A 20584-nucleotide genomic window follows, 5' to 3' on the forward strand; every position below is an offset into this window, starting at 1 on the left:
GCATGGGGGAATGGTAAGACGCGCTGACCCCAGACAGGACCAGACGATGAACCTCTTCGCCGATATTCGCACGCTCGTGATCGAAACGCTGGACGCGATGGTCACCGCCGGTCAGTTGCCCGGCGGCCTGTCCTTCGAGAACGTGACGGTCGAGCCGCCGCGCGACGCGGCACATGGCGACATGGCGACCAACGCGGCGATGGTGCTGGCCAAGCCCGCCGGGCAAAAGCCGCGCGACATCGCCGAGGCGCTGGCCGCCCGCCTGGCCGAGGACACGCGCATCACCAGCGCCGAGGTGGCGGGACCGGGCTTTCTCAACCTGCGGCTCGACGCCGGCGTCTGGCAGGGGCTGGTCGGCGCGATCCTCGCCGCCGGTACCGATTACGGGCGCGATTGCATCGGAACCGCTGAAAAGGTCAATGTCGAGTACGTCTCGGCCAACCCGACCGGGCCGCTGCATGTCGGACATACGCGCGGCGCGGTCTTCGGTGATGCGCTGGCGAGCCTGCTCGACTTCGCGGGTCACGATGTGACGCGCGAATATTACATCAACGACGGCGGCGCGCAGGTCGACGTGCTCGCGCGGTCGGTCTACCTGCGTTATCTCGAGGCGCACGGGCAAGAGGTCGCCTTCGAGGACGGTACCTACCCGGGCGACTACCTGATCGCCGTGGGCGAGGCGCTCAAGGAAAAGGTCGGCGACGCCTATGTCGGCAAGGGCGAGGAGGTCTGGCTGCAGGACGTGCGCAATTTCGCCACCGACGCGATGATGGACCTCATCCGCGCCGATCTGAAGGCGCTGGGCGTCGAAATGGACGTGTTTTACTCCGAAAAGTCTCTTTATGGCACCGGCCGGATCGAGGCGGCGATCGAAGATCTGCGCGGCAAGGGGCTGATCTATGAGGGCGTGCTCGAACCGCCGAAGGGCAAGGCGCCCGAGGACTGGGAGCCGCGCGAGCAGACGCTCTTCAAGTCGACCGAACATGGCGACGACGTCGACCGTCCGGTGATGAAGTCCGACGGCAGCTGGACTTATTTCGCGCCCGACATCGCCTATCACTACGACAAGGTGCAGCGCGGCTTCGACGCTCTTATCGACGTGTTCGGCGCCGACCACGGCGGCTATGTCAAACGCATGAAGGCGGCGGTCTCGGCGCTCTCTGAGGGCGGCGTGCCGCTCGACGTCAAGCTCACCCAGCTGGTCAAGCTCTTCAAGAATGGCGAGCCCTTCAAGATGTCCAAGCGCGCCGGGACCTTCGTCACCCTGCGCGACGTGGTCGAGCAGGTCGGGGCGGACGTCACACGCTTTGTCATGCTGACGCGCAAGAACGACGCGATGCTCGATTTCGACTTCGACAAGGTGCTCGAGCAAAGCCGCGAGAACCCGGTGTTCTACGTGCAATACGCTCATGCCCGGGTGGCGAGCGTGCTGCGCAAGGCCGAAGAGGCGGGTGTGGCCGTCGACGACGAGACCCTGCGCGCGGCGGACCTGAGCAAGCTCGACCACGAGGCCGAACTTGCGATGGCGGCAAAGCTCGCCGAATGGCCGCGGCTGGTCGAAACCGCGGCGCGCACGCATGAGCCGCACCGCGTCGCCTTTTATCTCTATGACCTCGCCGGCGCCTTCCACGGGCTGTGGAACCGCGGCAACGACGAGACCTCGCTGCGCTTCCTGCAGGACGATGCGCAACAGTCGCAGGCAAAAATCGCGCTGGCCCGGGCCACGGCAATTGTAATCGCATCCGGCCTCGGTATTCTCGGCGTCACACCGGCCCAGGAAATGCGGTAGAAACCGCAACTGGCGCCGGGCAGGCGTGACAGCAACAGACCCCGATGGCGATGCACCGGACGGGCAGCGAGGCAGAGATGACAGACATGAATTCCTCCCAGCACATGGGAGACGATCGTAGTGTACCCGAATTTCAATCCCCGCCGAGATCGCGCGCCAAGTCATTGGTTTTCCTGACCAATGCGGCGGGCGCGGCCGTGTCGCTGGCGCTGATCGGTGGCATCGCGATGTGGAGTTACAAGCTGGTCATGCGCGACGTGACCGGCATTCCGGTGGTCCGCGCGATGGCCGGAGAAATGCGCGTTCGGCCCGAGGATCCGGGCGGAATGCAGGCGCGCCACCAGGGCCTTGCCGTGAATGCCGTGGCCGCAGAAGGCGAGGCCGAGGCGCCAGCCGACCGGATCGTTCTGGCACCGCGTCCAGCCGCCCTGACCGACGAGGACCAGCCGATCACCCCGCAGGCGGTGGCAGCCGTGCAACAGCCCGACGCCCCGGAAAAAACCGCCGCGGATGAGGCCAAGGAAACCACGGTTGCCGACATTTCCGAGAGCCTCGCTGCCGGCAATGTCGACGGGCTGGTCGCGCAGTTGACCGACGGTGTGGCGCCGATCGACGCGGAGGAAGCCACCGAAAACGCCGAGGTCGCCGAGGAGGCTGACGACGGCACCGTGGCGCTGGCCGAGATCGGCGTCGAGACCGCGACTGAGGGCACGCCGACCGAACTCGCTGAAGTCATGGACGAAGACGAGACCTCCGACGCCGGGACCGAGATGGCGATCCTCGCGGCCCTTGCTGGCATTCAGCAGGAGGACGCGCAGGCCGCGACGCCTGCGATCGCGCGCAGCGTGCCGGGCGTCCGGACCTCGATCCGCCCGCGCACCCGGCCCGAGGACGGACCCGAAATGCTCATCCGTGCGAGCCTTTCGGCCCCGGCCCCGACACCTGCCGCGGCGTCGAACGAGATCGACGCAACCAAGATCCCGACCGGCACGCGGCTGGCGCAGCTTGGCGCCTTCGACAGCGTCGAGGTCGCGCGCAGCGAATGGGCGCGCCTCGAAACCCGCTTCGGCGATTACCTGCACGGCAAGTCGCGGGTGATTGAGAAGGCAAGCTCGGGCGGCCGGACCTTCTACCGGCTGCGCGCGATGGGCTTTACCGATCTGGCCGACGCGCGGCGCTTCTGTTCGACGCTCGTGGCCGAGAACGCGGACTGTATTCCGGTCGTCACGCGATGACCGCAACGGCGGGGGCGCGGACCTTCGGCGCGACCATTCTCGATGCCGAAGGCTTGCGTCTGACGCCGCATGAAAAGTCGTTCTTTCGCGAGGCCGACCCGTTCGGCTTCATCCTTTTCGCGCGCAACGTCGACACGCCCGACCAGCTGCGCGCGCTCTGCGACGAAATGCGCGCGGCCGTGGGTCGCGATGCACCGATTACCGTCGATCAGGAAGGCGGGCGCGTGCAGCGCCTGCGCGCGCCGCACTGGAGCGACTGGACGCCGCCGCTCGATTTCGCAGCGGCGGCAGGTGACGTGGCCGAAAAGGCGATGTACCTGCGCTATCGCATCATCGCGCACGAGCTGCGCGTCGTGGGCATCGACAGCGACTGCGCGCCGATGCTCGACGTCGCCACCGACGCGACCCATGCCTTTTTGCGCAACCGCTGTTACGCGGGCGATCCCGACACGGTGGCGCGGTTGGGTCAGGCGGTGGCCGAGGGGCTGCTGGCGGGCGGCGTGCTGCCGGTGATGAAGCACATGCCGGGCCACGGTCGCGCCACGCTCGACAGCCACCACGATCTGCCGCGCGTCACGGCGGCGCGGGACGACCTCGAAGCGGTCGACTTCGCGCCGTTCCGCGCGTTGGCCGATCTGCCGATGGGCATGACGGGGCATCTGGTCTTCGAGGCGCTCGACGACGCGCCCGCAACGCAATCGCCGCGGCTCATCAATCTGATCCGCGACGAGATCGGGTTCGACGGCCTGCTGATGACCGACGATCTGTCGATGAACGCGCTCAGCGGCAGCTACGGCGCGCGCGCCCGCGCCGCCCTCGACGCCGGTTGCGACGTGGCGCTGCTGTGCAACCGCTCGCTTGCAGAGCGGCAGGAGGCGACGGAGGCCGCCGGCCGGATGACGGCAGCGGCGCAGGCCCGTGCCGAACGGGCGCTGGCCGCGCGCCGGGCCCCCGACGATATTGACATTGCCGCCGCTCGTGCGCAGCTTGAGACGCTGTTGAGCGGACGGGACGATGGCTGAACCCACATTCGAAGAAGACAGCACCTCCGTTGCCGACCGCCTCGCCGCCGAGGCCCTGATCGTCGACGTGGACGGCTTTGAGGGGCCGCTGGACGTGCTGCTGACGCTGAGCCGGACCCAGAAGGTCGACCTGCGCAAGATTTCGGTGCTGGCGCTGGCCCGGCAATACCTCGCCTTCGTCGAGAAGGCCAAGAAGCTGCGCCTCGAGCTTGCCGCCGACTACCTGGTGATGGCGGCCTGGCTCGCCTTCCTGAAGTCGCGCCTGCTGCTGCCGCCTGATCCGGAAGAGGAAGGTCCGAGCGGCGAAGAGATGGCCGCGCACCTGGCCTTCCAGCTCGAACGGTTGCAGGCGATGCGCGATGCTGCGGCCCGGCTGATGGGCCGTGACCAGCTTGGCCGCGACTTCTTTGCGCGCGGCCAGACCCAGGAGGTGACCAGCCTGCGCCGGGTGACCTACACCGCCACGCTGCTCGATCTCATGCAGGGCTACGCGCGCATCCGCACCCGCGACGAGTTCCGTCCGTTCGTGATGGACCGCGATCACGTCTTCACCATGGAGCAGGCGCTCGAGCGGATGCGCGGCCTGATCGGTTTCGCGGGTGACTGGACCGAGATTTCCAGCTATCTGCCGGACGGCTGGGAAACCGACCCCGCGCGCCGGCGCTCGGCCACGGCCGCGACCTTCGCCGCCTCGCTGGAACTGGTCAAGGAAGGCCATCTCGAGATCCGGCAGGGCGATACCTTCGCGCCGATCCAAATCCGAAGAAAGGATCCCCGGACGTGAACGACCGCGCCGAAACGCCGGAGACAGAGGAAAGCCTCTTCGATGCCCCGCCAATGGCCGAGCAGGAGCGCATGGTTGAGGCGATCCTCTTTGCCACCGCCGAGCCGGTGAGCGTGTCCGAACTGGCCGGGCGGATGCCGCACGGCTGCGATCCGGCCGAGGCGCTGGTGCATCTGCGCAAGCGTTACGAGGGGCGCGGCGTCACCGTAATGAAGATCGGCGACGCCTGGGCGCTGCGCACCGCGCCGGACCTCGGGTTCCTGATGCAGCGCGAGACTGTCGAGACCCGCAAGCTGAGCCGGGCCGCCATCGAAACGCTGGCGATCATCGCCTACCACCAGCCGGTGACGCGGGCCGAGATCGAGGAGATTCGCGGCGTTTCGGTGTCGCGCGGGACGGTCGACCAGTTGCTCGAGATGGAGTGGATCCGCTTCGGGCGCCGCAAGATGACACCGGGCCGGCCGGTGACTTTCGTGGTAACGCAGGGCTTTCTCGACCATTTCGGCCTCGAGAATGCGCGCGATCTGCCGGGGCTCAAGGAACTGCGCGCTGCCGGCCTGCTCGAGAACCGCCCGCCGCCGGGCAGCGGGCCGCTGAAACCCGACGACGAGGATGCCGAAGACGAGAGCCCGGAAGGCCAGAGCGAACTTTTCGAGGACTGAGACGGCCGCGCGCCGCGACCGGAAGAGGAGGACTGCGAATGCAACGCATGCTGACGATGATCCTGCGCATCGTGATCCAGCGCCTGCTCAACAAAGGCATCGACGCGGGTTTCGATCATTTCAGCAAGGGGGCCGGCGCACCCGGTCAGGGCAAGCAGGGGCGCAAACAGGCAAAAGGTTCGGTGCGCAAGGCCCGACGGACTTCGCGGCTCATCCGGCGCGGTATGAAATTTTGAGCTTTCCCGTCAGGCGGCTGCGAAGTGTTTCGAGAGCTTCAGGCCCTGGCCCTGGTAGTTCGAGGCGATGCCGGACCCGTAAAGCTGCGTCGGCGCTTCGGCCATGCGTTCGTAGACGAGACGGCCCACAACCTGCCCGTGCTCGAGAACGAACGGCGCCTCGTGACACCGCACTTCCAGCACGCCGCGCGAGCCTGCGCCGCCGGCCGCCGCATGGCCGAAGCCCGGGTCGAAGAACCCGGCGTAATGCACGCGGAACTCGCCGACCATCGCAAGGTAGGGCGCCATCTCGGCAGCGAAAGCGGGCGGGATCGTGACCGCCTCGCGGCTTACCAGGATGTAGAATGCGCCGGGATCGAGGATTATGCGCCCGTTGTCGGTATGCACCTCTTCCCAGTATTCCGCCGGGGGGTACTGCCCGATGCGGTCGAGGTCGATGGCCCCGGTATGCGGCTTGGCGCGATACCCGACCAGGGTCGCGCCGGCAGGGCGCAGGTCGACAGAGAAACCGAGCCCGTCATCGATTACCGCCGGGCCGTCGACCAGGGGCGTGTGCGCGTGCAAGTCGCCCAGCTCGCCGTCGCTCAGCACCGCCTGTCCGCGCCGGAACCGGACCTGGTTGAGCCGCATGCCGGGCCGGACCAGCACCGAAAACGAGCGCGGGCAGATTTCGGCGTAGAGCGGCCCGTCATAGCCCGGCGCGATCCGGTCGAACTCGGTGCCGCCGTCGGTGATGGTGCGGGTGAGCAGGTCAAGCCGTCCGGTCGAGCTCTTGGCATTCGCCACCGCCGTTATGTCGAAGGGCAGGGCAAGCGACTCCATCAGCGGCACGACGTAGACGCAGCCCTTTTCCAGCACCGCGCCGTTCGTAAGGTCGATCTCGTGCATGCCGAACTCGTCGAGCCGTTCGGTGACCGTGCGGCCGGTCCCCGCAAGAAACGAGGCGCGCACGCGAAAGGCGCGACTGCCAAGACGCAAATCGAGGCTCGCGGGCTGGATCTGGGCCTCGGTGACGGCGTGTGCCGCGCGGATTTCTCCGGCCTCGATCATCGCCGCGATGGACTGGTTTGGAAGAACGCCGCTCATCTGACTGCTCCCGGACACGCGGACGCCCGCGTCGCAAGGGCGCGGGCGCTCCACGAAGTGCGGTTCTTGGTCGGGCTAGCAGGACTTGAACCTGCGACCTTCCGTCCCCCAGACGGACGCGCTACCAGGCTGCGCCATAGCCCGACTTGCCGCGTTTCATACCCGATCTGAGAGCAGGGGCAAGGCCGAATTGCGCTCACGCCCCGTCTTTGCCGTGCGTGTCCCCGGCGAGACTGTCGTGCACCCGCGCAAGCCGCGCGAGCAGCGGCCGCAATTCGTCCGCCTGGCGTTTCGACAACCGGCGCGGCGGGTGCAGGGCGCTCAGAACCGAGGGCCGTGCGGGTATTTCGTCTTCCGCCCGAAGCGGCGGGATGTCGACGACGCGGGGTTTGGGCGCGGTGGCATCCGATTGCGATGCGTCCTGGGCATCTGCAGTGTCTGCGGTGTGCTCGGCGTATAGCGGCTCGGCATTTTCGGGGCCATCCACCTCCGCCGAGGAGAGGTCGTGCGTCTCCGCAGGCTCAGGTGTGGGTTCTGCTTCGGAGGCCGTACGGGGCAGGCCGTCGTCGGCTGCCGCATCCGGCACCGGCGGCTCCGCCGTCTCGGGCGTGCGGTGGCGGCGGAAGCTCGGCATGCTCATCGGAGCCTCGGCGTCGGGCACATCCCCGTCATCCGGATCGTCCGCGAAGAGGTTTCCTGCCTCCTCCGCCTCAGGCGCCTCGTCGCTGATCTCGCCGGCCTCGATGCGCGCGGCACCTTGGACCGCGTCGCTCTGGGCATCCTCGGCTGCGGCGTCTCCGGCGCTCTCCTCCTCGGTGGTCTCGGGGGTCTCGGGCGCGCGCGCCGCGTCCATCATCGGCAGGTCGGCCTGCGGGGATGCCTCGTCCGTTTCCGACCCCGGACCGGAAGGGTCTTGGGCAATCTCAGGCTCGGGGGCATTATCCTCCGGCGCTTGGGTAGGTTCCGGGGCTTCGGCCGCTTTCGACGCGCTTGCACGGTCCTCGAACGGTAGCACGACACCGGTATCCGGTTCCGGCTCGGCCACGGTAAAGCGCGCGGTCTCTGGCGCGGTATCGCTGTCGAGCACCGCCAGCGTCAGGTCGTCGAGCGGCTGGGACAGGTCCGCGACATGGCTCATGCCGTGCTCGCGCAGGATCTTCTGCACCCCCTTGATGGTCAGCCCGTCCTCATGCAGCAGCTTCTTGATGCCCCCCAGCAAGAGCATGTCCGAGGGCCGGTAATAGCGCCGTCCCCCGGCCCGCTTGACCGGTTTCACCTGGGTGAACTTGCTTTCCCAGAAGCGCAGCACATGCGCCTGAACGCCGAGCCAGTCTGCGACTTCGGAGATGGTGCGGAACGCGTCGGGCGATTTGGCCATCAGATCAGGTCTTGTTGCCCTCGGCCACCCGGTCCTTCATCAGGTGCGACGGGCGGAAGGTCAGCACCCGGCGCGGGTTGATCGGAACCTCTTCGCCGGTCTTTGGGTTGCGGCCCATCCGGGCCGACTTGTTGCGCACAGAGAAGGTGCCGAAGCTCGAGATCTTCACCTGTTCGCCGCGCACCAGAGCGTCGGACATGTGCTCGAGAACGGATTCCACGAGCTGCGCGCTTTCGTTGCGCGACAACCCGACCTCGCGGAACACGGCTTCGCTGAGATCCATTCGGGTCAGGGTTTTCTCGGCCATCTCTTCCCCCTCGTTTCCGGCAACCATAGGTCCGGGGGTTTTTCCGAGTCAATATCAATGGCTTGGCGGACGGCGCTTTGGCGGTGGTTCGCCCTTACCAGCGCAGCACGACGGCGCCCCAGGCAAGCCCGCCGCCGATCGCTTCGGTGACGATCAGATCGCCGCGCTTGATCTGGCCGCGGGCGTGCCCGACAGACAAAGCCAGCGGGATCGAGGCCGCCGACGTGTTTCCGTGGTCCTGCACGGTCACCACGACGCGCTCCATCGGCACGCCCATCTTCTTCGCCGTGCCCTGGATGATGCGGATATTGGCCTGGTGCGGCACGACCCAGTCGACATCGCCGGCACCGACGCCGGCGCGCTCCATCGCGGTCTCCGCGGTCTGGGCCAGCTTTTCCACGGCGTGGCGGAACACCTGGTTGCCCTGCATGCGCAGGTAACCTGTCGTGCCGGTCGAGACACCGCCGTCGACATAGAGCAGGTCGCGGTGCGCGCCGTCCGAGTGCAGATCGACCGCAAGAATCCCGCGATCGTCGCTGCCACCCGCGCCCTCCTGCGCTTCGAGCACCAGCGCGCCGGCGCCGTCGCCGAAGAGAACGCAGGTCGAGCGGTCGGTCCAGTCCATGATGCGGCTGAAGGTCTCGGCTCCGACCACCAGAACGCGCCGCGCCTGGCCCGACACGATCAGCGCATTGGCATTGCCAAGCGCATAGACGAAACCGGCACAGACCGCCTGGACGTCGAAGGCAAAGCCGCGCGTCATGCCGAGCGCGGACTGCACCATGGTCGCGGCAGAGGGAAAGGTCAGGTCCGCGGTCGAGGTGGCCACGATGATCGCGTCGAGGTCGTCGGGCCCGATCCCGGCCATCTCCAGCGCATTCTGCGCAGCCGCGGTGCCCATCTGCGACGTGGTCTCGCCCTTCTCGGCGAAATGCCTCCGCTCGATGCCCGAGCGCGAGCGGATCCATTCGTCGGTGGTGTCGAGCGTGGCTTCGAAGGCCGAGTTCGGGACGACGCGCGAGGGCAGGTAGTGGCCCACGCCGGTGACGACGGATCGCAGGGTCATTCAGCCGCCTCCTCGGCGGGGATCGCGGCGACACGGGCGGCGAGCTTGTCGGTGAACTGGATGTCGGAGAGCTGCGCGGCGAGCTTGATGGCCGCCGACACCCCGGTCGGATCGGCGGAGCCGTGCGATTTGACCACGGTGCCGTTCAGCCCAAGGAACACGCCTCCGTTGACCCGGCGCGGGTCGATCCGGCGCTTCAGGCGCTGCAGCGAAGGATGCGCCAGAAGCGAGGCGGCGCGGGACAGGAAGGAATACTTGAAGGCCTCTCGCAGGGCGTTGCCGATCAGGCTCGCCGTGCCTTCGCCGGTCTTGATCGCCACGTTGCCGGTGAAGCCGTCCGTGACGATCACGTCGCAGGCGTCGCCCGAGATGTCGCCGCCCTCGACGAAGCCCACGAACTCGAACCCGGCCGGGTCCGCCTGGTCGCGAATCAGGTCGAAGGCTTCCTTGAGCTCGGTGCGGCCCTTGTGCTCTTCGGTGCCGACGTTCAGCAGCCCGACGCGGGGCCGCGGCAGATCGAGCCCGTTTCGCGCATAGGACATGCCCATCAGGGCAAAGCGCAGCAGGTCGTCGGCATCGGCGCGCACGTCGGCGCCGACGTCGAGCATCACGTTGAACCGCTGCGGGTTCGAGGACGGGTAGAGCACGGCGATCGCGGGACGGTTGACGCCCGGCAGCCTCTTGAGCCGGATCATCGACAGCGCCATCAGCGCGCCGGTGTTGCCGCAAGACACCGCCACCGCGGCCTCGCCCTCGCGCACCGATTCGATGGCCGACCACATCGAGGTACCCTTGCCGTGGCGCACCACCTGGCTGGGCTTGTCCTCCATCGTCACGACGTCCGCGGCATCACGGAAGCTGCAGCGCCCTTCGAGAGAGGCGCGGCGCGCGACAAGCTCTTCCAGCTCGGCCCGGGGACCGTGCAGGATGAAGCTGATGTCCGGGTTGATCTGTGCGGATTGTGCGCAGCCCGCGATCACGGCAGACGGACCCTTGTCGCCGCCCATCGCATCGACTGAGATGATGGTGCGTCCGGGCTTCGCCTGTGTCTGATCGGTCTTCGCCGTCATGTCCGCAACTGCCTGTCCGTCCCGTTCCGACCGGAAACGGGGCGGCTTAGGCTGCGTCGTCTTCCAGGTCGATCTCTTCGGTCAGCGCGACGACTTCCTTGTCGTCGTAGTGCCCACACGCTGCACAGACATGGTGCGGGCGCTTCAGCTCGCCGCAGTTCGGGCACTCGTTGGGGTTCGCCGCGACCAGCGAATCATGCGCGCGGCGATTGTTGCGGCGCGACTTGGAAACCTTGTTCTGTTGAACAGCCATTGTCCTGGGCCTTCTGTCGTTCGGGGCCGGGCCGGATGCATGCTCCATCCATCGGGCGCGTGGCCATGTTTCTGATGATCCCGTCCGGGCGTGACGTGCGTCTAGACCCTGGCCCCCGCCTTGTCCAACCCTTTCGCGATGAGCCGCGCAAAATACCCCGATTGCGCGCGGGCGCAAGGGGGTATTTCGCAGCTGCAGAATGAGCGTGGCGTCGCGAAGCCGAAGCCTGCCTGACTAGCGATCTGCCTCGGGGTCATCCTTCATCCTGTCACGCAGACCGGCCAGCCCGGCGAAGGGTTTCGCGTCCTCGTCGCGCATCGGTGCCACGCCATCCTCGGCATAGACCGCTTCGCCCAGTTCGGCGCCCGGCGCGCGCGGGTAGAGCGGCAGCGCGAGCACCAGCGCCTCGACCATGACCTCGGCGGGATCGATCCACCGCCCCAGTGGCTCAACGCTGTCGTCCTCGGGCATTTCGCTCTCGATCTCGTCGGGCTCGGTGTAGTCGTGCTGGAAAAGCCGCGTCACCGGCTGGTCGATGCGCGTCGTCACCGGCTCGAGCGTCACGCCGCAGGGCTGCACCACCGTCGCGCCCAGCGTCGCCTCGAGCCGCCAGTCGCGCGCACCCTCGCCGCGGATCGCCCCGCGGAACGACAGCTTGCGCAACCCCTGGAGGCCGAGCTCATCCGCAATGTCCTGCGTCCGTGCAGCGTCGGGCTGGATCTCGAACGCCGTCTGCGCGTTCTGCGATAGATCGGCGACACGCAATGCGGTAGGGGACTGAGCGGAAGCTGACATCATCTATGCTTTCGTTTCTTGAACGAGGACCACGGCTTGGTGTAAGCGAGATAGAAGTTGCACCGGCCAAGGGCAAGGACGTGATGAGCAGTATCCCGATATCGAGGGCCACCTTGCGCAAGGCGGCCCGCCTGACCAGCGCGCTGGCGCTGACTGTCGGGCTGGGAGCCTGCCAGGCGCAGTATCGCAATCACGGCTACGTCCCCTCGGCCGAAGAGCTGAGCCAGATCGCCGTCGGTGTCGACACGCGCGCCAGCGTCGAGGAGGCGCTGGGCTCGACCGGCGCCGGATCGGTCGCCGGAGACCGCGGAATCTATTACGTGCGCAGTCGCGTCCGCAGCTTCGCGATCCGCGAACCCGAGGTCGTCGACCGCCGCGTCGTGGCGATCAGCTTCAACGACGCCGGCGTGGTCAGCAATGTCGAGAGCTTCGGCCTCGAACGTGGACGCATGGTGCCGCTGACGCGTCGCGTCACCAGTTCGCCAAGCGACGACAAGCCTTTCCTCAACCAGCTGCTCGGCAATCTCGGACGGATCGGCCCCTCGGGCCTCGGGTCGCCCGAGTAACGGCCCCGGTGACCGTCGCGGGCGATACCGGATCGGTCCGCGCAGAGCCTCTACCCGTCGAGACACGAGAATCTCTTCCGGAAAGCGGTCGCTATTTGGTGCGCCTGTCGCGGGACGCGGAAGACGTCGCGAAAGCCCTGGCGTTGCGGGAGAGATGTTTCGGTACGAACGACGCCGACAGTTTCGACACGACCTGCGATCACGTGCTGATCGAAAGCCGCGCCGGCCTCGTTGTCGCATGTTTTCGCCTCCTCTGGCTCGACGGGGCGCGCATCGGAACCGGCTACGCGGCGCGATCCTACGACCTGAGCGCGCTGTCGGGCTTGCCGGGGCCGATTCTCGAGATCGGGCGCTTTTGCGTCGATCCGGCCTGCCGCGACGCGGACGTCCTACGCCTGGCCTGGGCCGCGATCACGACGCTTGTCGACCGGGAACACGTCAGGCTGTTGATCGGCTGCACGTCCTTTTCCGGCATCGACCCGAAGCCATACCGCGACTGCTTCGCGCTTCTGCACGCACGCCATCTCGGCCCGCACGACCGCCGACCGGCCGCCGTCGCCGCAGAGGTCGTGTCGTTCGGTACGCTTGCGCATGCTCCCTTCGACGCGCAGCGGGCAACGCGGATGATGCCGCCGCTTCTGCGCAGCTACCTCGCGATGGGCGGGTGGGTCGGCGATCACGCCGTCGTCGACCGGCAGATGAACACGCTGCATGTCTTCACCGCCGTCGAAGTCGCGGCCATCCCGGAGGCCCGCAAGCGGCTGCTGCGCGCGTTGGTCTGAGACCGCGTAAGGCGACCCCCGTTGACGCCGGAGGCCGCGCGGCATAGCTGGCGTGCATGGCACGCGCACCGCTTCTGCAACTCACCGACATTTCCCTGACCTTCGGGGGCAACCCGGTCTTCGATGGCCTTTCGCTGGTCGTGCCCGACGGCGACCGCGTGGCACTGGTCGGGCGGAACGGCTCGGGCAAGTCGACACTGATGAAGGTCATGGCCGGGCTGGTCGAACCCGACCGCGGCGAGGTCGTGACCGGCCCTGGCTCGAGCGTCGGCTACATGGAGCAGGACCCCGACCTTGCCGGGTTCGACACGTTGGGGGCCTTCGCCGCGCACGGGCTCGAAGCCTCCGAGATGTACCGGGTCGAGCGCGCGGGCGAGGGGTTGAAGTTCGACCCCGCGCGGCCGGTGGCCACCGCCAGCGGCGGCGAACGGCGCCGCGCGGCGCTGGCCCGGCTGATGGCGCAGGACCCGGACCTGATGCTGCTCGACGAGCCGACCAACCACCTCGACATCGAGGCGATCGCCTGGCTCGAGGACGAGCTGCGCGCCAGCCGCAAGGCGTTCGTCATCATCAGCCACGACCGCGCCTTCCTGCGCAACCTCACCCGCGCCACACTCTGGATCGACCGCGGTGCGGTGCGCCGGCAGGACAAGGGGTTCGCGGACTTCGAGGCGTGGCGCGACAAGGTCTGGGAAGACGAGGACCAGCAGCGCCACAAGCTCGACCGCAAGATCAAGGCCGAGGCGCGCTGGGCGGTCGAGGGCATCTCGGCCCGCCGCCGCCGCAACCAGGGCCGGGTGCGCGCTCTGCAGGACCTGCGCGCCGAACGCGCCTCGCAGATCCGACGGCAGGGGGCTGCGGCAATGGAACTCGACGCTGGCCCGAAGTCCGGCAAGAAGGTGATCGAGGCGACAGCGATCACCAAGGCGTTCGGCGACCGCACCATCCTCAAGCCGTTCTCGCTGACCGTGCAGCGCGGTGACCGCATCGCGCTGGTGGGTCCCAACGGGGTCGGCAAGACCACGCTTCTGAACCTGCTGATCGGCCTCGAAACCCCCGATAGCGGCATGGTGACGCTCGGCACCAACCTCGAGATCGCGCTGTTCGACCAGGCCCGGGCGCAGCTCGACCCCGACCTCAGCCTCTGGGAAAGCCTGACCGGCGATCCCGAGATGCGCGTCTCTGGCAAGGCCGACCAGGTCATCGTGCGCGGAACTCCCAAGCACGTCGTGGGCTATCTCAAGGAGTTTCTCTTCGACGAGGCGCAGGCCCGCGCGCCGGTGCGCTCGCTCTCGGGTGGCGAAAAAGCACGGCTGCTGCTGGCCAAGCTGATGGCCAGGGAAAGCAACCTTCTGGTGCTCGACGAGCCGACCAACGACCTCGATGTCGAAACGCTGGACCTGCTGCAGGAGCTTCTGGACACCTACGACGGCACCGTGCTGCTGGTCAGCCACGACCGGGACTTCCTGGACAGGGTCGCGGCGACGACGATCGCGATGGAAGGCGACGGGCGTGCGACGGTCTATGCCGGCGGCTGGAGCGACTACCGCAGCCAGCGCCGGGAGAGGGATACGCCCGCCGCGCGCGACAAACCCGCAGGCCCCGCGCCAAAACGTGCCACGGCACCGAAGCCCGCGCGAAAGGCCGGTCTCAGCTTCACCGAGAAACATCGTCTGGAAGCGCTGCCTGCCGAGATCGCCCGGCTCGAGGCCGAGATCGGCAAGCTGCAGGAGTTGCTCGCCGACCCCGACCTTTTCAGTGCCAACCCGGTGAAGTTCCGCAAGGCGACCGAGGCGCTGGCAGAACGCGGCGAAAGGCTTTCGGCCGCCGAAGAGGAATGGCTGACGCTCGAGGAAAAGGCCGAGGCTCAGGCCGGTTGAACGGTGTCGCCGGGGCGGATCGTGCCGCCTTCGACGATCCGGCAGTTGAGCCCCGAGCGGTGCACCATCAGGTCGCACACCGATTTGCGAGTGATCATGTCGAGATACCGGCAGGGTGTATTGAGCCGTCCGCCTTCGAGCACGACCTCGCCGACCCGGAAGCGCACCCCGACGAGGTGGTTCAGGGGTACGCCTCGGACCGTCAGGTTACGCCGGTGCTCCTGCGGCGTCAGCGTGATGTCATGATCGCGGGCCAGCGCCTCGAGCGTTTCGACCTCGATCAGCGTCACCTCGCGCACGTCCGGGATCTTGGAATAGGTGCCCGTGTCGATGCCCTTGGCATAGCGGTCCCCCTCGATGCCGACCCCGGCGATCAGCGTCGCCCTGTCCAGCTCGCGTATCGGTTCGCGCGACGCTCCGGTGGTGTGGATGCTGAGCAGGCGACCCTTCCACATCAGCGCATCCTCAGCGCGCCGTCGATGCGGATCACCTCGCCGTTGAGGTAGCCGGCCTCGACGATGAAGCCCGCAAGCGCGCCGTATTCCGCCGGATCGCCCAGACGGGGCGGGCAGGGCACATCGGCGGCAAGCTGCTTTTGCACCTCTTCGCCCAGCCCCTGCAGCATCGGCGTCAGGAAGATGCCCGGTGCGATGGTCATCACCCGGATGCCGCTTTGCGCAAGATCACGCGCCATCGGCAGGGTCATGCCCGCGACCCCGCCCTTGGAGGCGGAATAGGCCGCCTGGCCCTTCTGCCCGTCGAAAGCGGCAATCGAGGCGGTGTTGACTATCACGCCGCGCGCGCCGTCGGGCTCGGGATCATTCCCGGCCATCGCCGCCGCCGCCAGCCGCGCCACGTTGAAGGTGCCGACGAGGTTCACGTCGATCGTGCGCCGGAAGGCGTCGAGCGGATGTGGGCCGTCCTTGCCGACGGTCTTGATCGCGTAGGCGATGCCCGCGCAGTTCACCGCTGCCGTGATCCGGCCCATCTTTTCGCGCCCGAAGTCGACTGCCGCCTGCACCGAAGCCTCGTCGGTCACGTCGGTTTCCGCGAAATGGCCGCCGATCTTCTGCGCCACCGCCGCGCCACGCTCGGCGTCCCGGTCGAGGATCGTGACCTGTGCCCCGTGCGCCGCGAAATGCCGCGCCGTCGCTTCCCCGAGGCCCGAGGCCCCACCGGTGATCAGGGCCGAAGTTCTGTCGAGTTGCATCGTTCTCTCCCGGGTCTGGTACGTGCCTCAGTTCGCACGGGGCGCAAGGCGCCTGCAAGAGGGCGCGGTTGCGAGAGAAATCCGTTAGTGTTTCGCGTGCAGGAGGCAACGCCAGTGAAAGACCTTGGCCACCACGTCATCCTCTCGGGGTGTTCCGGCGGCGGAAAATCCACCCTGCTGGCAGTACTGGCGTATCGGGGGTTCGCGACCGTCGCTGAACCCGGCCGCAGGATCGTCGCCGAAGAGTCCCGCAGCGGTGGCTCGGCGTTGCCCTGGGTCGATCCGGGGGCCTTTGCGCGACGGGCCGTCGACATGGCGATCGCGGACCGGGATGCCGCGCGGGACCTTGACGGCTGGGTCTTTTTCGATCGCGGTCTCGTGGACGCTGCCGTGGCGCTCGAACATGCATGCGGAACCCCGGCTGAGGACACGGTGCGAGGTCACCCGCAATTTCACCGGACGGTCTTCCTGGCACCGCCCTGGCCCGAGATCTACCGCCGCGACGACGAACGCCGGCACGGGCTGGAGGAGGGCATCGCGGAGTATCATCGCCTGCAGGCGGCCTACCGGCGGCTGGGCTACGACCCGGTCCTGCTGCCCAAGACCGAACCGCAGCGGCGCGCCGATTTCGTCCTCGAGTGCCTGACGGGACCGCCGCCCTGAAAGGCGGCGGCCCGGATGTCAGCCGAGTTGCACCAGCGCGTGGCGTTTCTTGCCGGCGCTGAGCTTGATCGGGCTTGCAAGCTTGCCCGCGTCGATCATCAGGCCGGCATCGGTCAGCGGCGCATCGTCGAGCCGCGCGCCGTTCTCGGCGATCAGCCGCTTGGCCTCTTTGCCCGACGCCGCGAGACCCGAACGCACGATCAGCTGCACGATGGAAATGCCGTTGCCGACATCGGTTTCGCTCAGCGTCAGCGTCGGCAGATCGTCCCCGATCCCACCCTTCTCGAAGACCTCGCGCGCCGTCGCCTCGGCGGCCGCCGCCGCTTCGGCGCCGTGCAGAAGCGTCGTGACCTCGTTGGCGAGCCGGATCTTGCCCTCGTTGATCTCGGCACCTTCGAGCGCGCCCAGCCGGTCGCATTCCGCCACCGGAAGCTCGGTGTAAAGCTTGAGGAAGCGGCCGACGTCGGCGTCCGTGGTGTTGCGCCAGAACTGCCAGAACTCGTAAGGGCTCAGCATGTCGGCATTGAGCCAGATCGCCCCACCCGCCGACTTGCCCATCTTGCGACCGTCCGAGGTCTCCAGAAGCGGCGTGGTCAGCCCGAAGATCTCGTGGTCGAGCACGCGGCGCGTGAGGTCGATGCCGTTGACGATATTGCCCCACTGGTCCGAGCCGCCCATCTGCAGCAGGCAGCCGTAACGGCGGTTCAGTTCGAGGAAGTCATAGGCCTGCAGGATCATGTAGTTGAACTCGAGAAAGCTCAGCGACTGCTCGCGGTCGAGCCGCGACTTGACGCTCTCGAAGCTCAGCATCCGGTTGACCGAGAAATGCCGCCCGATGTCGCGCAGGAACTCCAGGTAGTTGAGCCCGTCGAGCCATTCGGCATTGTTGATCATCAACGCGCCCGAGGGCCCGTCGTCGTATGAAATGAGCTTGGCAAAGACCGTCTTCATCGACGCGATGTTGTCGTCGATGGCCTGCGGCGTCAGCAGCGGGCGTTCGTCCGAGCGGAAAGACGGATCGCCCACCTTCGTCGTGCCGCCGCCCATCAGCGTGATCGGCTTGTGTCCGGTCTTCTGCAGCCAGCGCAGCGCCATGATGTTCATCAGGTGGCCGACATGCAGCGACTTCGCCGTCGCATCGTAGCCGATATAGGCCGGGACGACGCCTGCCATCAGCGCCTCGTCGAGCGCCTGATAGTCGGTGCAGTCCGCGAGAAACCCGCGTTCCATCATGATCGAGATGAAATCCGATTTCGGATGGTAGGTCATCTGTCTTGCCCTTGGCTGGAAATGCGTTGCACTCTATAGGCGCGCGGCAGGCAAAGGAAAAGGCCATGAAACCGGCCACTGGGGCGGCAGATCTCAAGAGTGGCGCGGTGACTGCCCTCGGTGCGATGAGCGGGACGTCCCTTGACGGGGTCGACGCCGCCGTCCTGCGCACCGACGGGGTGGAAATTCTCGGATTCGGCGACAGCGATTACCGGCCTTATTCGGCCTCCGAGCGCCGGGTGCTTGCCGCCGCGTTGGGGCGCTGGGAGGGGGCTGCGGTCGATGCGGCCTCGGAAGTGGTGGACACCGCGCACATGGAACTCCTGTCGCGCTTCGACGCGGTCGATCTCGTGGGGTTTCACGGTCAGACGCTGGCCCATGCCCCGCGCACGCGCGGCACGCTGCAGGTGGGCGACGGGGACGCGCTATCGCAGGCGCTGGGCGCGCCAGTGGTCTGGGATTTCCGCTCGGCGGATGTCGAGCTTGGCGGCGAGGGCGCCCCGTTGGCACCCTTCTTCCACTTCGCCTGCGCGCGCTTCATCAGCGCCGAGGCACCGCTGGCCTTTCTCAACCTCGGCGGGGTCGGAAATCTCACCTATGTCGACCCGCGCCATGCCCGGCCCGAGAGCCCCGGCGCGCTGCTGGCCTTCGACACCGGCCCGGCCAATGCGCCGGTCAATGACCTTCTGCAGACCCGATTGGGCGTTGCGTTCGACGAGGACGGTCGCATCGCACAGGGCGGCACGGTCGAGACCGGGGCGCTGGAACTCTTCCTGGCCGAGCCCTTCTTCGCCAGGATGCCACCCAAGTCGCTCGACCGAAACGATTTCGCCGAAATGATTGGCCTCGTGGGCGAGCTGGGCGATGCCGATGCGGCGGCCACCCTGACGGCGATGTGCGCGGCCGGTGTGGCCGAGGGCATGCAGCACTGCCCCGAACCGCCGAGCCGCGTGCTGGTCACTGGTGGTGGTCGTCACAACCCGGTTCTGATGCAGATGCTCGAAGTCTCGCTCGACTGTCCGGTGCTGCCGGTCGAGGCGGTCGGGCTCGATGGCGACATGCTGGAGGCGCAGGCCTTTGCCTATCTCGCCGTACGCGTCTTGCGCGGATTGCCGACCTCCTGTCCGGGCACGACCGGCGTGAAGGCGAGTGTCAGCGGCGGCCGGATCAGCCGTCCAGGTCGCGTACATACGCCCGCGTGAAGGCGACATAGCCCGGGGACACAGACTTGAGGTGCGCCCGCGCCATCTCGTGCAGGGCTGGCAGGGCATGGAAGGGCACCGCCGGAAAGGCGTGATGTTCGGCGTGGTAGGGCATGTTCCAGGCCAGAAAGCGCACCGCACGGCTGGTGAGCGTCGTGCGGGTGTTCTCCAGCATGTTGGCCACCGGTGGGCAATGCCCGTGCTCGGCCAGTAAGTAGAGTCTCAGGAACGGCTGGCCCAGGAGGACCGGCACCAGCCATATCCAAAGGAGCAGCGGCGTGAAGGCCAGTGACAAGGCCGCCAGCGCGTAGAGGGCGAGGATAGTCCGCGCCTCGCGGCGTATCGCGCCGTGCTTCCGCACCGGCAGGTAGTCGGCGCCGATCCGCCCGATGGCGTTGCGCCAGAGGGTCGCAAGGTTGCCGGACCAATAGCCCCAGCCGACGAGATAGACGAGATAGGCGCGCCAGGTCTCCGGACGGCCGTGATCCATGATCTCCGGGTCGTACGCCGGATCGTTGGTGAAGCGGTGGTGCGCGAGATGGAAATAGCGGAACCAGGTGAAGGGCAAGGCCAGCACCGGGGCGATCGCGTGGCCCACGATGTCACAAAGGCGCGCGCTGGCGAACGGGGTCTGGTGGGTGCATTCGTGGCTCAGAGTGAACAGAAACACCAACAGCACCCCGTGCGGCAGCAGCACAAGGCCCCAGAATGGGCCTTGCAGGGCGATCCACGTCCCCGTCAGCAGGATTGCACCGAGGTGGCCCGCGAGATGCGTCAATCCCTTGGCCGTCGATCGGCGCGTGAGCCGGTCGCGCGTCCCGGCGTCGAGCGATTTCAGGAAGGCAGCATGATCCATGTCCTGAACCTAGCGCCGCCCGGCCTGCTTCGACAGTCCGGCGGGATCACGTTCCGCGTGGAGGGTCGAACCCGTCCGCGGCAAGGGTGAACCCCTCGAAGTTGAAACCCGGAGACACGGCGCAGCTGACCAGCGCATAATCGCCTGTCGTGCGCGCGGATTGCCAATGATGCTCTGGCACGACGATCTGCGGTGAGCCGGTCGCAAGATCCGGGGTCAGGACATGATCCCGGGCCGGGCCGTGGGCGTCCGCGCTGATCGACAGCACCAGCGGCGCGCCCGCGTGCCAGAGCCAGATTTCTGCGGCGTCGACCTTGTGCCAGTGGCTGCGCTCGCCGGCGGCCAGCAGGAAATAGATGCAGGTGGCCGTCGGCCGCCCGGCGTTCTTGGCAATCCAGGTCTGCCGGTAATGCCCGCCCTCGGGATGCGGCGCCAGGCCGAGCCGGTCGATGATCTCTTGTGCCGTCATGCCC

At 67.5% G+C, this 20584-nt stretch carries 23 protein-coding genes and 1 tRNA gene; 11 read left to right on the forward strand and 13 right to left on the reverse strand.

The genetic code is table 11. The features are described 5' to 3' along the window. The first annotated feature begins 46 nt into the window (after positions 1–46). The 6 genes from argS to R5H30_RS06275 all read left to right on the forward strand — a co-directional run bounded on the left by argS (position 47) and on the right by R5H30_RS06275 (position 5728). Positions 47–1789: an arginine--tRNA ligase gene (gene argS / locus R5H30_RS06250; protein WP_318327220.1), complete on the forward strand. Its 1743-nt coding sequence runs from the start codon at positions 47–49 to the stop codon at positions 1787–1789. 86 nt (positions 1790–1875) lie between these two features. Continuing rightward, entirely contained in the window at positions 1876–3024 is a 1149-nt protein-coding gene (locus R5H30_RS06255) for an SPOR domain-containing protein (RefSeq protein WP_318327221.1), read from the forward strand. Beyond that, positions 3021–4046: a beta-N-acetylhexosaminidase gene (nagZ, locus tag R5H30_RS06260; RefSeq protein WP_318327222.1), complete on the forward strand. Its 1026-nt coding sequence runs from the start codon at positions 3021–3023 to the stop codon at positions 4044–4046. Before R5H30_RS06255 ends, nagZ begins: the two co-directional genes overlap by 4 nt. Continuing rightward, positions 4039–4830, forward strand: coding sequence for a segregation and condensation protein A (locus tag R5H30_RS06265; RefSeq protein ID WP_318327224.1), 792 nt, complete (start codon positions 4039–4041; stop codon positions 4828–4830). Before nagZ ends, R5H30_RS06265 begins: the two co-directional genes overlap by 8 nt. Positions 4831–4883: 53 nt before the next feature. After that, on the forward strand, positions 4884–5492 hold the full coding sequence (gene scpB, locus R5H30_RS06270) for an SMC-Scp complex subunit ScpB (RefSeq protein ID WP_318327732.1): 609 nt from the start codon (positions 4884–4886) through the stop codon (positions 5490–5492). Positions 5493–5539: 47 nt separating this feature from the next. After that, positions 5540–5728, forward strand: coding sequence for a hypothetical protein (locus tag R5H30_RS06275; protein ID WP_318327225.1), 189 nt, complete (start codon positions 5540–5542; stop codon positions 5726–5728). A gap of 9 nt (positions 5729–5737) precedes the next feature. Here the strand turns inward: R5H30_RS06275 and R5H30_RS06280 are convergent, their stop codons facing one another. The 8 genes from R5H30_RS06280 to R5H30_RS06315 all read right to left on the reverse strand — a co-directional run bounded on the left by R5H30_RS06280 (position 5738) and on the right by R5H30_RS06315 (position 11653). Next, a complete protein-coding gene (locus R5H30_RS06280; RefSeq protein ID WP_318327226.1) occupies positions 5738–6814 on the reverse strand; it encodes a 2'-deoxycytidine 5'-triphosphate deaminase in 1077 nt (358 codons plus the stop codon). A gap of 67 nt (positions 6815–6881) precedes the next feature. Beyond that, positions 6882–6958 (reverse strand) — tRNA-Pro (locus tag R5H30_RS06285). Between the two features lie 52 nt (positions 6959–7010). Then, a complete protein-coding gene (locus R5H30_RS06290) occupies positions 7011–8192 on the reverse strand; it encodes a MerR family transcriptional regulator (RefSeq protein WP_318327227.1) in 1182 nt (393 codons plus the stop codon). A 4-nt stretch (positions 8193–8196) separates the two neighbouring features. Beyond that, positions 8197–8499: an integration host factor subunit alpha gene (ihfA, locus tag R5H30_RS06295; RefSeq protein ID WP_318327228.1), complete on the reverse strand. Its 303-nt coding sequence runs from the start codon at positions 8497–8499 to the stop codon at positions 8197–8199. 94 nt (positions 8500–8593) lie between these two features. Further along, a complete protein-coding gene (locus R5H30_RS06300; RefSeq protein WP_318327229.1) occupies positions 8594–9565 on the reverse strand; it encodes a beta-ketoacyl-ACP synthase III in 972 nt (323 codons plus the stop codon). Next, positions 9562–10635 carry a phosphate acyltransferase PlsX gene (gene plsX / locus R5H30_RS06305; protein WP_318327230.1) on the reverse strand — a complete coding sequence of 358 codons (1074 nt, stop codon included), beginning with the start codon at positions 10633–10635 and terminating at the stop codon, positions 9562–9564. Before plsX ends, R5H30_RS06300 begins: the two co-directional genes overlap by 4 nt. A gap of 46 nt (positions 10636–10681) precedes the next feature. Continuing rightward, on the reverse strand, positions 10682–10888 hold the full coding sequence (gene rpmF, locus R5H30_RS06310; RefSeq protein WP_318327231.1) for a 50S ribosomal protein L32: 207 nt from the start codon (positions 10886–10888) through the stop codon (positions 10682–10684). Between the two features lie 234 nt (positions 10889–11122). Next, positions 11123–11653 (reverse strand): YceD family protein, encoded by a 531-nt coding sequence (locus tag R5H30_RS06315; RefSeq protein ID WP_318327232.1) that lies wholly within the window; start codon positions 11651–11653, stop codon positions 11123–11125. 113 nt (positions 11654–11766) lie between these two features. On the opposite strand from R5H30_RS06315, the gene R5H30_RS06320 reads away from it, so the two are divergent. The 3 genes from R5H30_RS06320 (at position 11767) to R5H30_RS06330 (ending at position 14911) form a co-directional block, all read left to right on the forward strand. Next, entirely contained in the window at positions 11767–12249 is a 483-nt protein-coding gene (locus R5H30_RS06320; RefSeq protein ID WP_318327234.1) for an outer membrane protein assembly factor BamE, read from the forward strand. Positions 12250–12347: 98 nt separating this feature from the next. Beyond that, complete coding sequence (locus R5H30_RS06325) at positions 12348–13031, forward strand: GNAT family N-acetyltransferase (protein WP_318327235.1); 684 nt, start codon at positions 12348–12350, stop codon at positions 13029–13031. Between the two features lie 56 nt (positions 13032–13087). Next, entirely contained in the window at positions 13088–14911 is a 1824-nt protein-coding gene (locus R5H30_RS06330; RefSeq protein ID WP_318327236.1) for an ABC-F family ATP-binding cassette domain-containing protein, read from the forward strand. On the opposite strand, the gene R5H30_RS06335 is transcribed toward R5H30_RS06330, so the two are convergent. Together R5H30_RS06335 and R5H30_RS06340 are read right to left on the reverse strand one after the other, a co-directional pair. Continuing rightward, positions 14899–15366, reverse strand: coding sequence for an MOSC domain-containing protein (locus R5H30_RS06335; RefSeq protein ID WP_318327237.1), 468 nt, complete (start codon positions 15364–15366; stop codon positions 14899–14901). The genes R5H30_RS06330 and R5H30_RS06335 overlap by 13 nt on opposite strands. Then, positions 15366–16121, reverse strand: coding sequence for an SDR family NAD(P)-dependent oxidoreductase (locus R5H30_RS06340; protein WP_318327238.1), 756 nt, complete (start codon positions 16119–16121; stop codon positions 15366–15368). The genes R5H30_RS06335 and R5H30_RS06340 overlap by 1 nt, the downstream gene beginning before the upstream one ends. 114 nt (positions 16122–16235) lie before the next feature. Here R5H30_RS06340 and R5H30_RS06345 point away from each other — a divergent pair, with 114 nt between their 5' ends. Beyond that, the gene (locus R5H30_RS06345) at positions 16236–16784 is read left to right on the forward strand and encodes an AAA family ATPase (RefSeq protein WP_318327239.1); all 549 of its coding nucleotides are present in this window, start codon (positions 16236–16238) and stop codon (positions 16782–16784) included. Positions 16785–16802: 18 nt separating this feature from the next. Here R5H30_RS06345 and tyrS read toward each other — a convergent pair whose 3' ends face one another. Beyond that, a complete protein-coding gene (gene tyrS, locus R5H30_RS06350; protein ID WP_318327240.1) occupies positions 16803–18053 on the reverse strand; it encodes a tyrosine--tRNA ligase in 1251 nt (416 codons plus the stop codon). Between the two features lie 65 nt (positions 18054–18118). On the opposite strand from tyrS, the gene R5H30_RS06355 reads away from it, so the two are divergent. Beyond that, positions 18119–19255, forward strand: coding sequence for an anhydro-N-acetylmuramic acid kinase (locus R5H30_RS06355; RefSeq protein ID WP_318327241.1), 1137 nt, complete (start codon positions 18119–18121; stop codon positions 19253–19255). Here the strand turns inward: R5H30_RS06355 and R5H30_RS06360 are convergent. Beyond that, a complete protein-coding gene (locus R5H30_RS06360) occupies positions 19221–20111 on the reverse strand; it encodes a fatty acid desaturase (protein ID WP_318327242.1) in 891 nt (296 codons plus the stop codon). The genes R5H30_RS06355 and R5H30_RS06360 overlap by 35 nt on opposite strands. Before the next feature lie 46 nt (positions 20112–20157). Beyond that, entirely contained in the window at positions 20158–20580 is a 423-nt protein-coding gene (locus tag R5H30_RS06365) for a cupin domain-containing protein (RefSeq protein ID WP_318327243.1), read from the reverse strand. Between the last annotated feature and the right edge of the window lie 4 nt (positions 20581–20584).

Origin of the sequence: Roseobacter sp. FCG-D35 (assembly GCF_033436665.1) — a bacterium.
Classification (GTDB): domain Bacteria; phylum Pseudomonadota; class Alphaproteobacteria; order Rhodobacterales; family Rhodobacteraceae; genus JAWQFO01.

Bases quoted from the DNA above. Each gene is read 5' to 3' on its own strand.
- rpmF (WP_318327231.1), bottom strand. From the start codon at position 10,888: ATGGCTGTTCAACAGAACAAGGTTTCCAAGTCGCGCCGCAACAATCGC.
- argS (WP_318327220.1), top strand. From the start codon at position 47: ATGAACCTCTTCGCCGATATTCGCACGCTCGTGATCGAAACGCTGGAC.
- ihfA (WP_318327228.1), bottom strand. From the start codon at position 8,499: ATGGCCGAGAAAACCCTGACCCGAATGGATCTCAGCGAAGCCGTGTTC.
- plsX (WP_318327230.1), bottom strand. From the start codon at position 10,635: ATGACGGCGAAGACCGATCAGACACAGGCGAAGCCCGGACGCACCATC.
- scpB (WP_318327732.1), top strand. From the start codon at position 4,884: ATGGCCGAGCAGGAGCGCATGGTTGAGGCGATCCTCTTTGCCACCGCC.
- R5H30_RS06265 (WP_318327224.1), top strand. From the start codon at position 4,039: ATGGCTGAACCCACATTCGAAGAAGACAGCACCTCCGTTGCCGACCGC.
- R5H30_RS06335 (WP_318327237.1), bottom strand. From the start codon at position 15,366: ATGTGGAAGGGTCGCCTGCTCAGCATCCACACCACCGGAGCGTCGCGC.
- R5H30_RS06355 (WP_318327241.1), top strand. From the start codon at position 18,119: ATGAAACCGGCCACTGGGGCGGCAGATCTCAAGAGTGGCGCGGTGACT.
- R5H30_RS06275 (WP_318327225.1), top strand. From the start codon at position 5,540: ATGCTGACGATGATCCTGCGCATCGTGATCCAGCGCCTGCTCAACAAA.
- R5H30_RS06290 (WP_318327227.1), bottom strand. From the start codon at position 8,192: ATGGCCAAATCGCCCGACGCGTTCCGCACCATCTCCGAAGTCGCAGAC.
- R5H30_RS06360 (WP_318327242.1), bottom strand. From the start codon at position 20,111: ATGGATCATGCTGCCTTCCTGAAATCGCTCGACGCCGGGACGCGCGAC.
- R5H30_RS06300 (WP_318327229.1), bottom strand. From the start codon at position 9,565: ATGACCCTGCGATCCGTCGTCACCGGCGTGGGCCACTACCTGCCCTCG.
- R5H30_RS06320 (WP_318327234.1), top strand. From the start codon at position 11,767: ATGAGCAGTATCCCGATATCGAGGGCCACCTTGCGCAAGGCGGCCCGC.
- R5H30_RS06280 (WP_318327226.1), bottom strand. From the start codon at position 6,814: ATGAGCGGCGTTCTTCCAAACCAGTCCATCGCGGCGATGATCGAGGCC.
- tyrS (WP_318327240.1), bottom strand. From the start codon at position 18,053: ATGACCTACCATCCGAAATCGGATTTCATCTCGATCATGATGGAACGC.
- R5H30_RS06340 (WP_318327238.1), bottom strand. From the start codon at position 16,121: ATGCAACTCGACAGAACTTCGGCCCTGATCACCGGTGGGGCCTCGGGC.
- R5H30_RS06365 (WP_318327243.1), bottom strand. From the start codon at position 20,580: ATGACGGCACAAGAGATCATCGACCGGCTCGGCCTGGCGCCGCATCCC.
- R5H30_RS06255 (WP_318327221.1), top strand. From the start codon at position 1,876: ATGAATTCCTCCCAGCACATGGGAGACGATCGTAGTGTACCCGAATTT.
- R5H30_RS06330 (WP_318327236.1), top strand. From the start codon at position 13,088: ATGGCACGCGCACCGCTTCTGCAACTCACCGACATTTCCCTGACCTTC.
- nagZ (WP_318327222.1), top strand. From the start codon at position 3,021: ATGACCGCAACGGCGGGGGCGCGGACCTTCGGCGCGACCATTCTCGAT.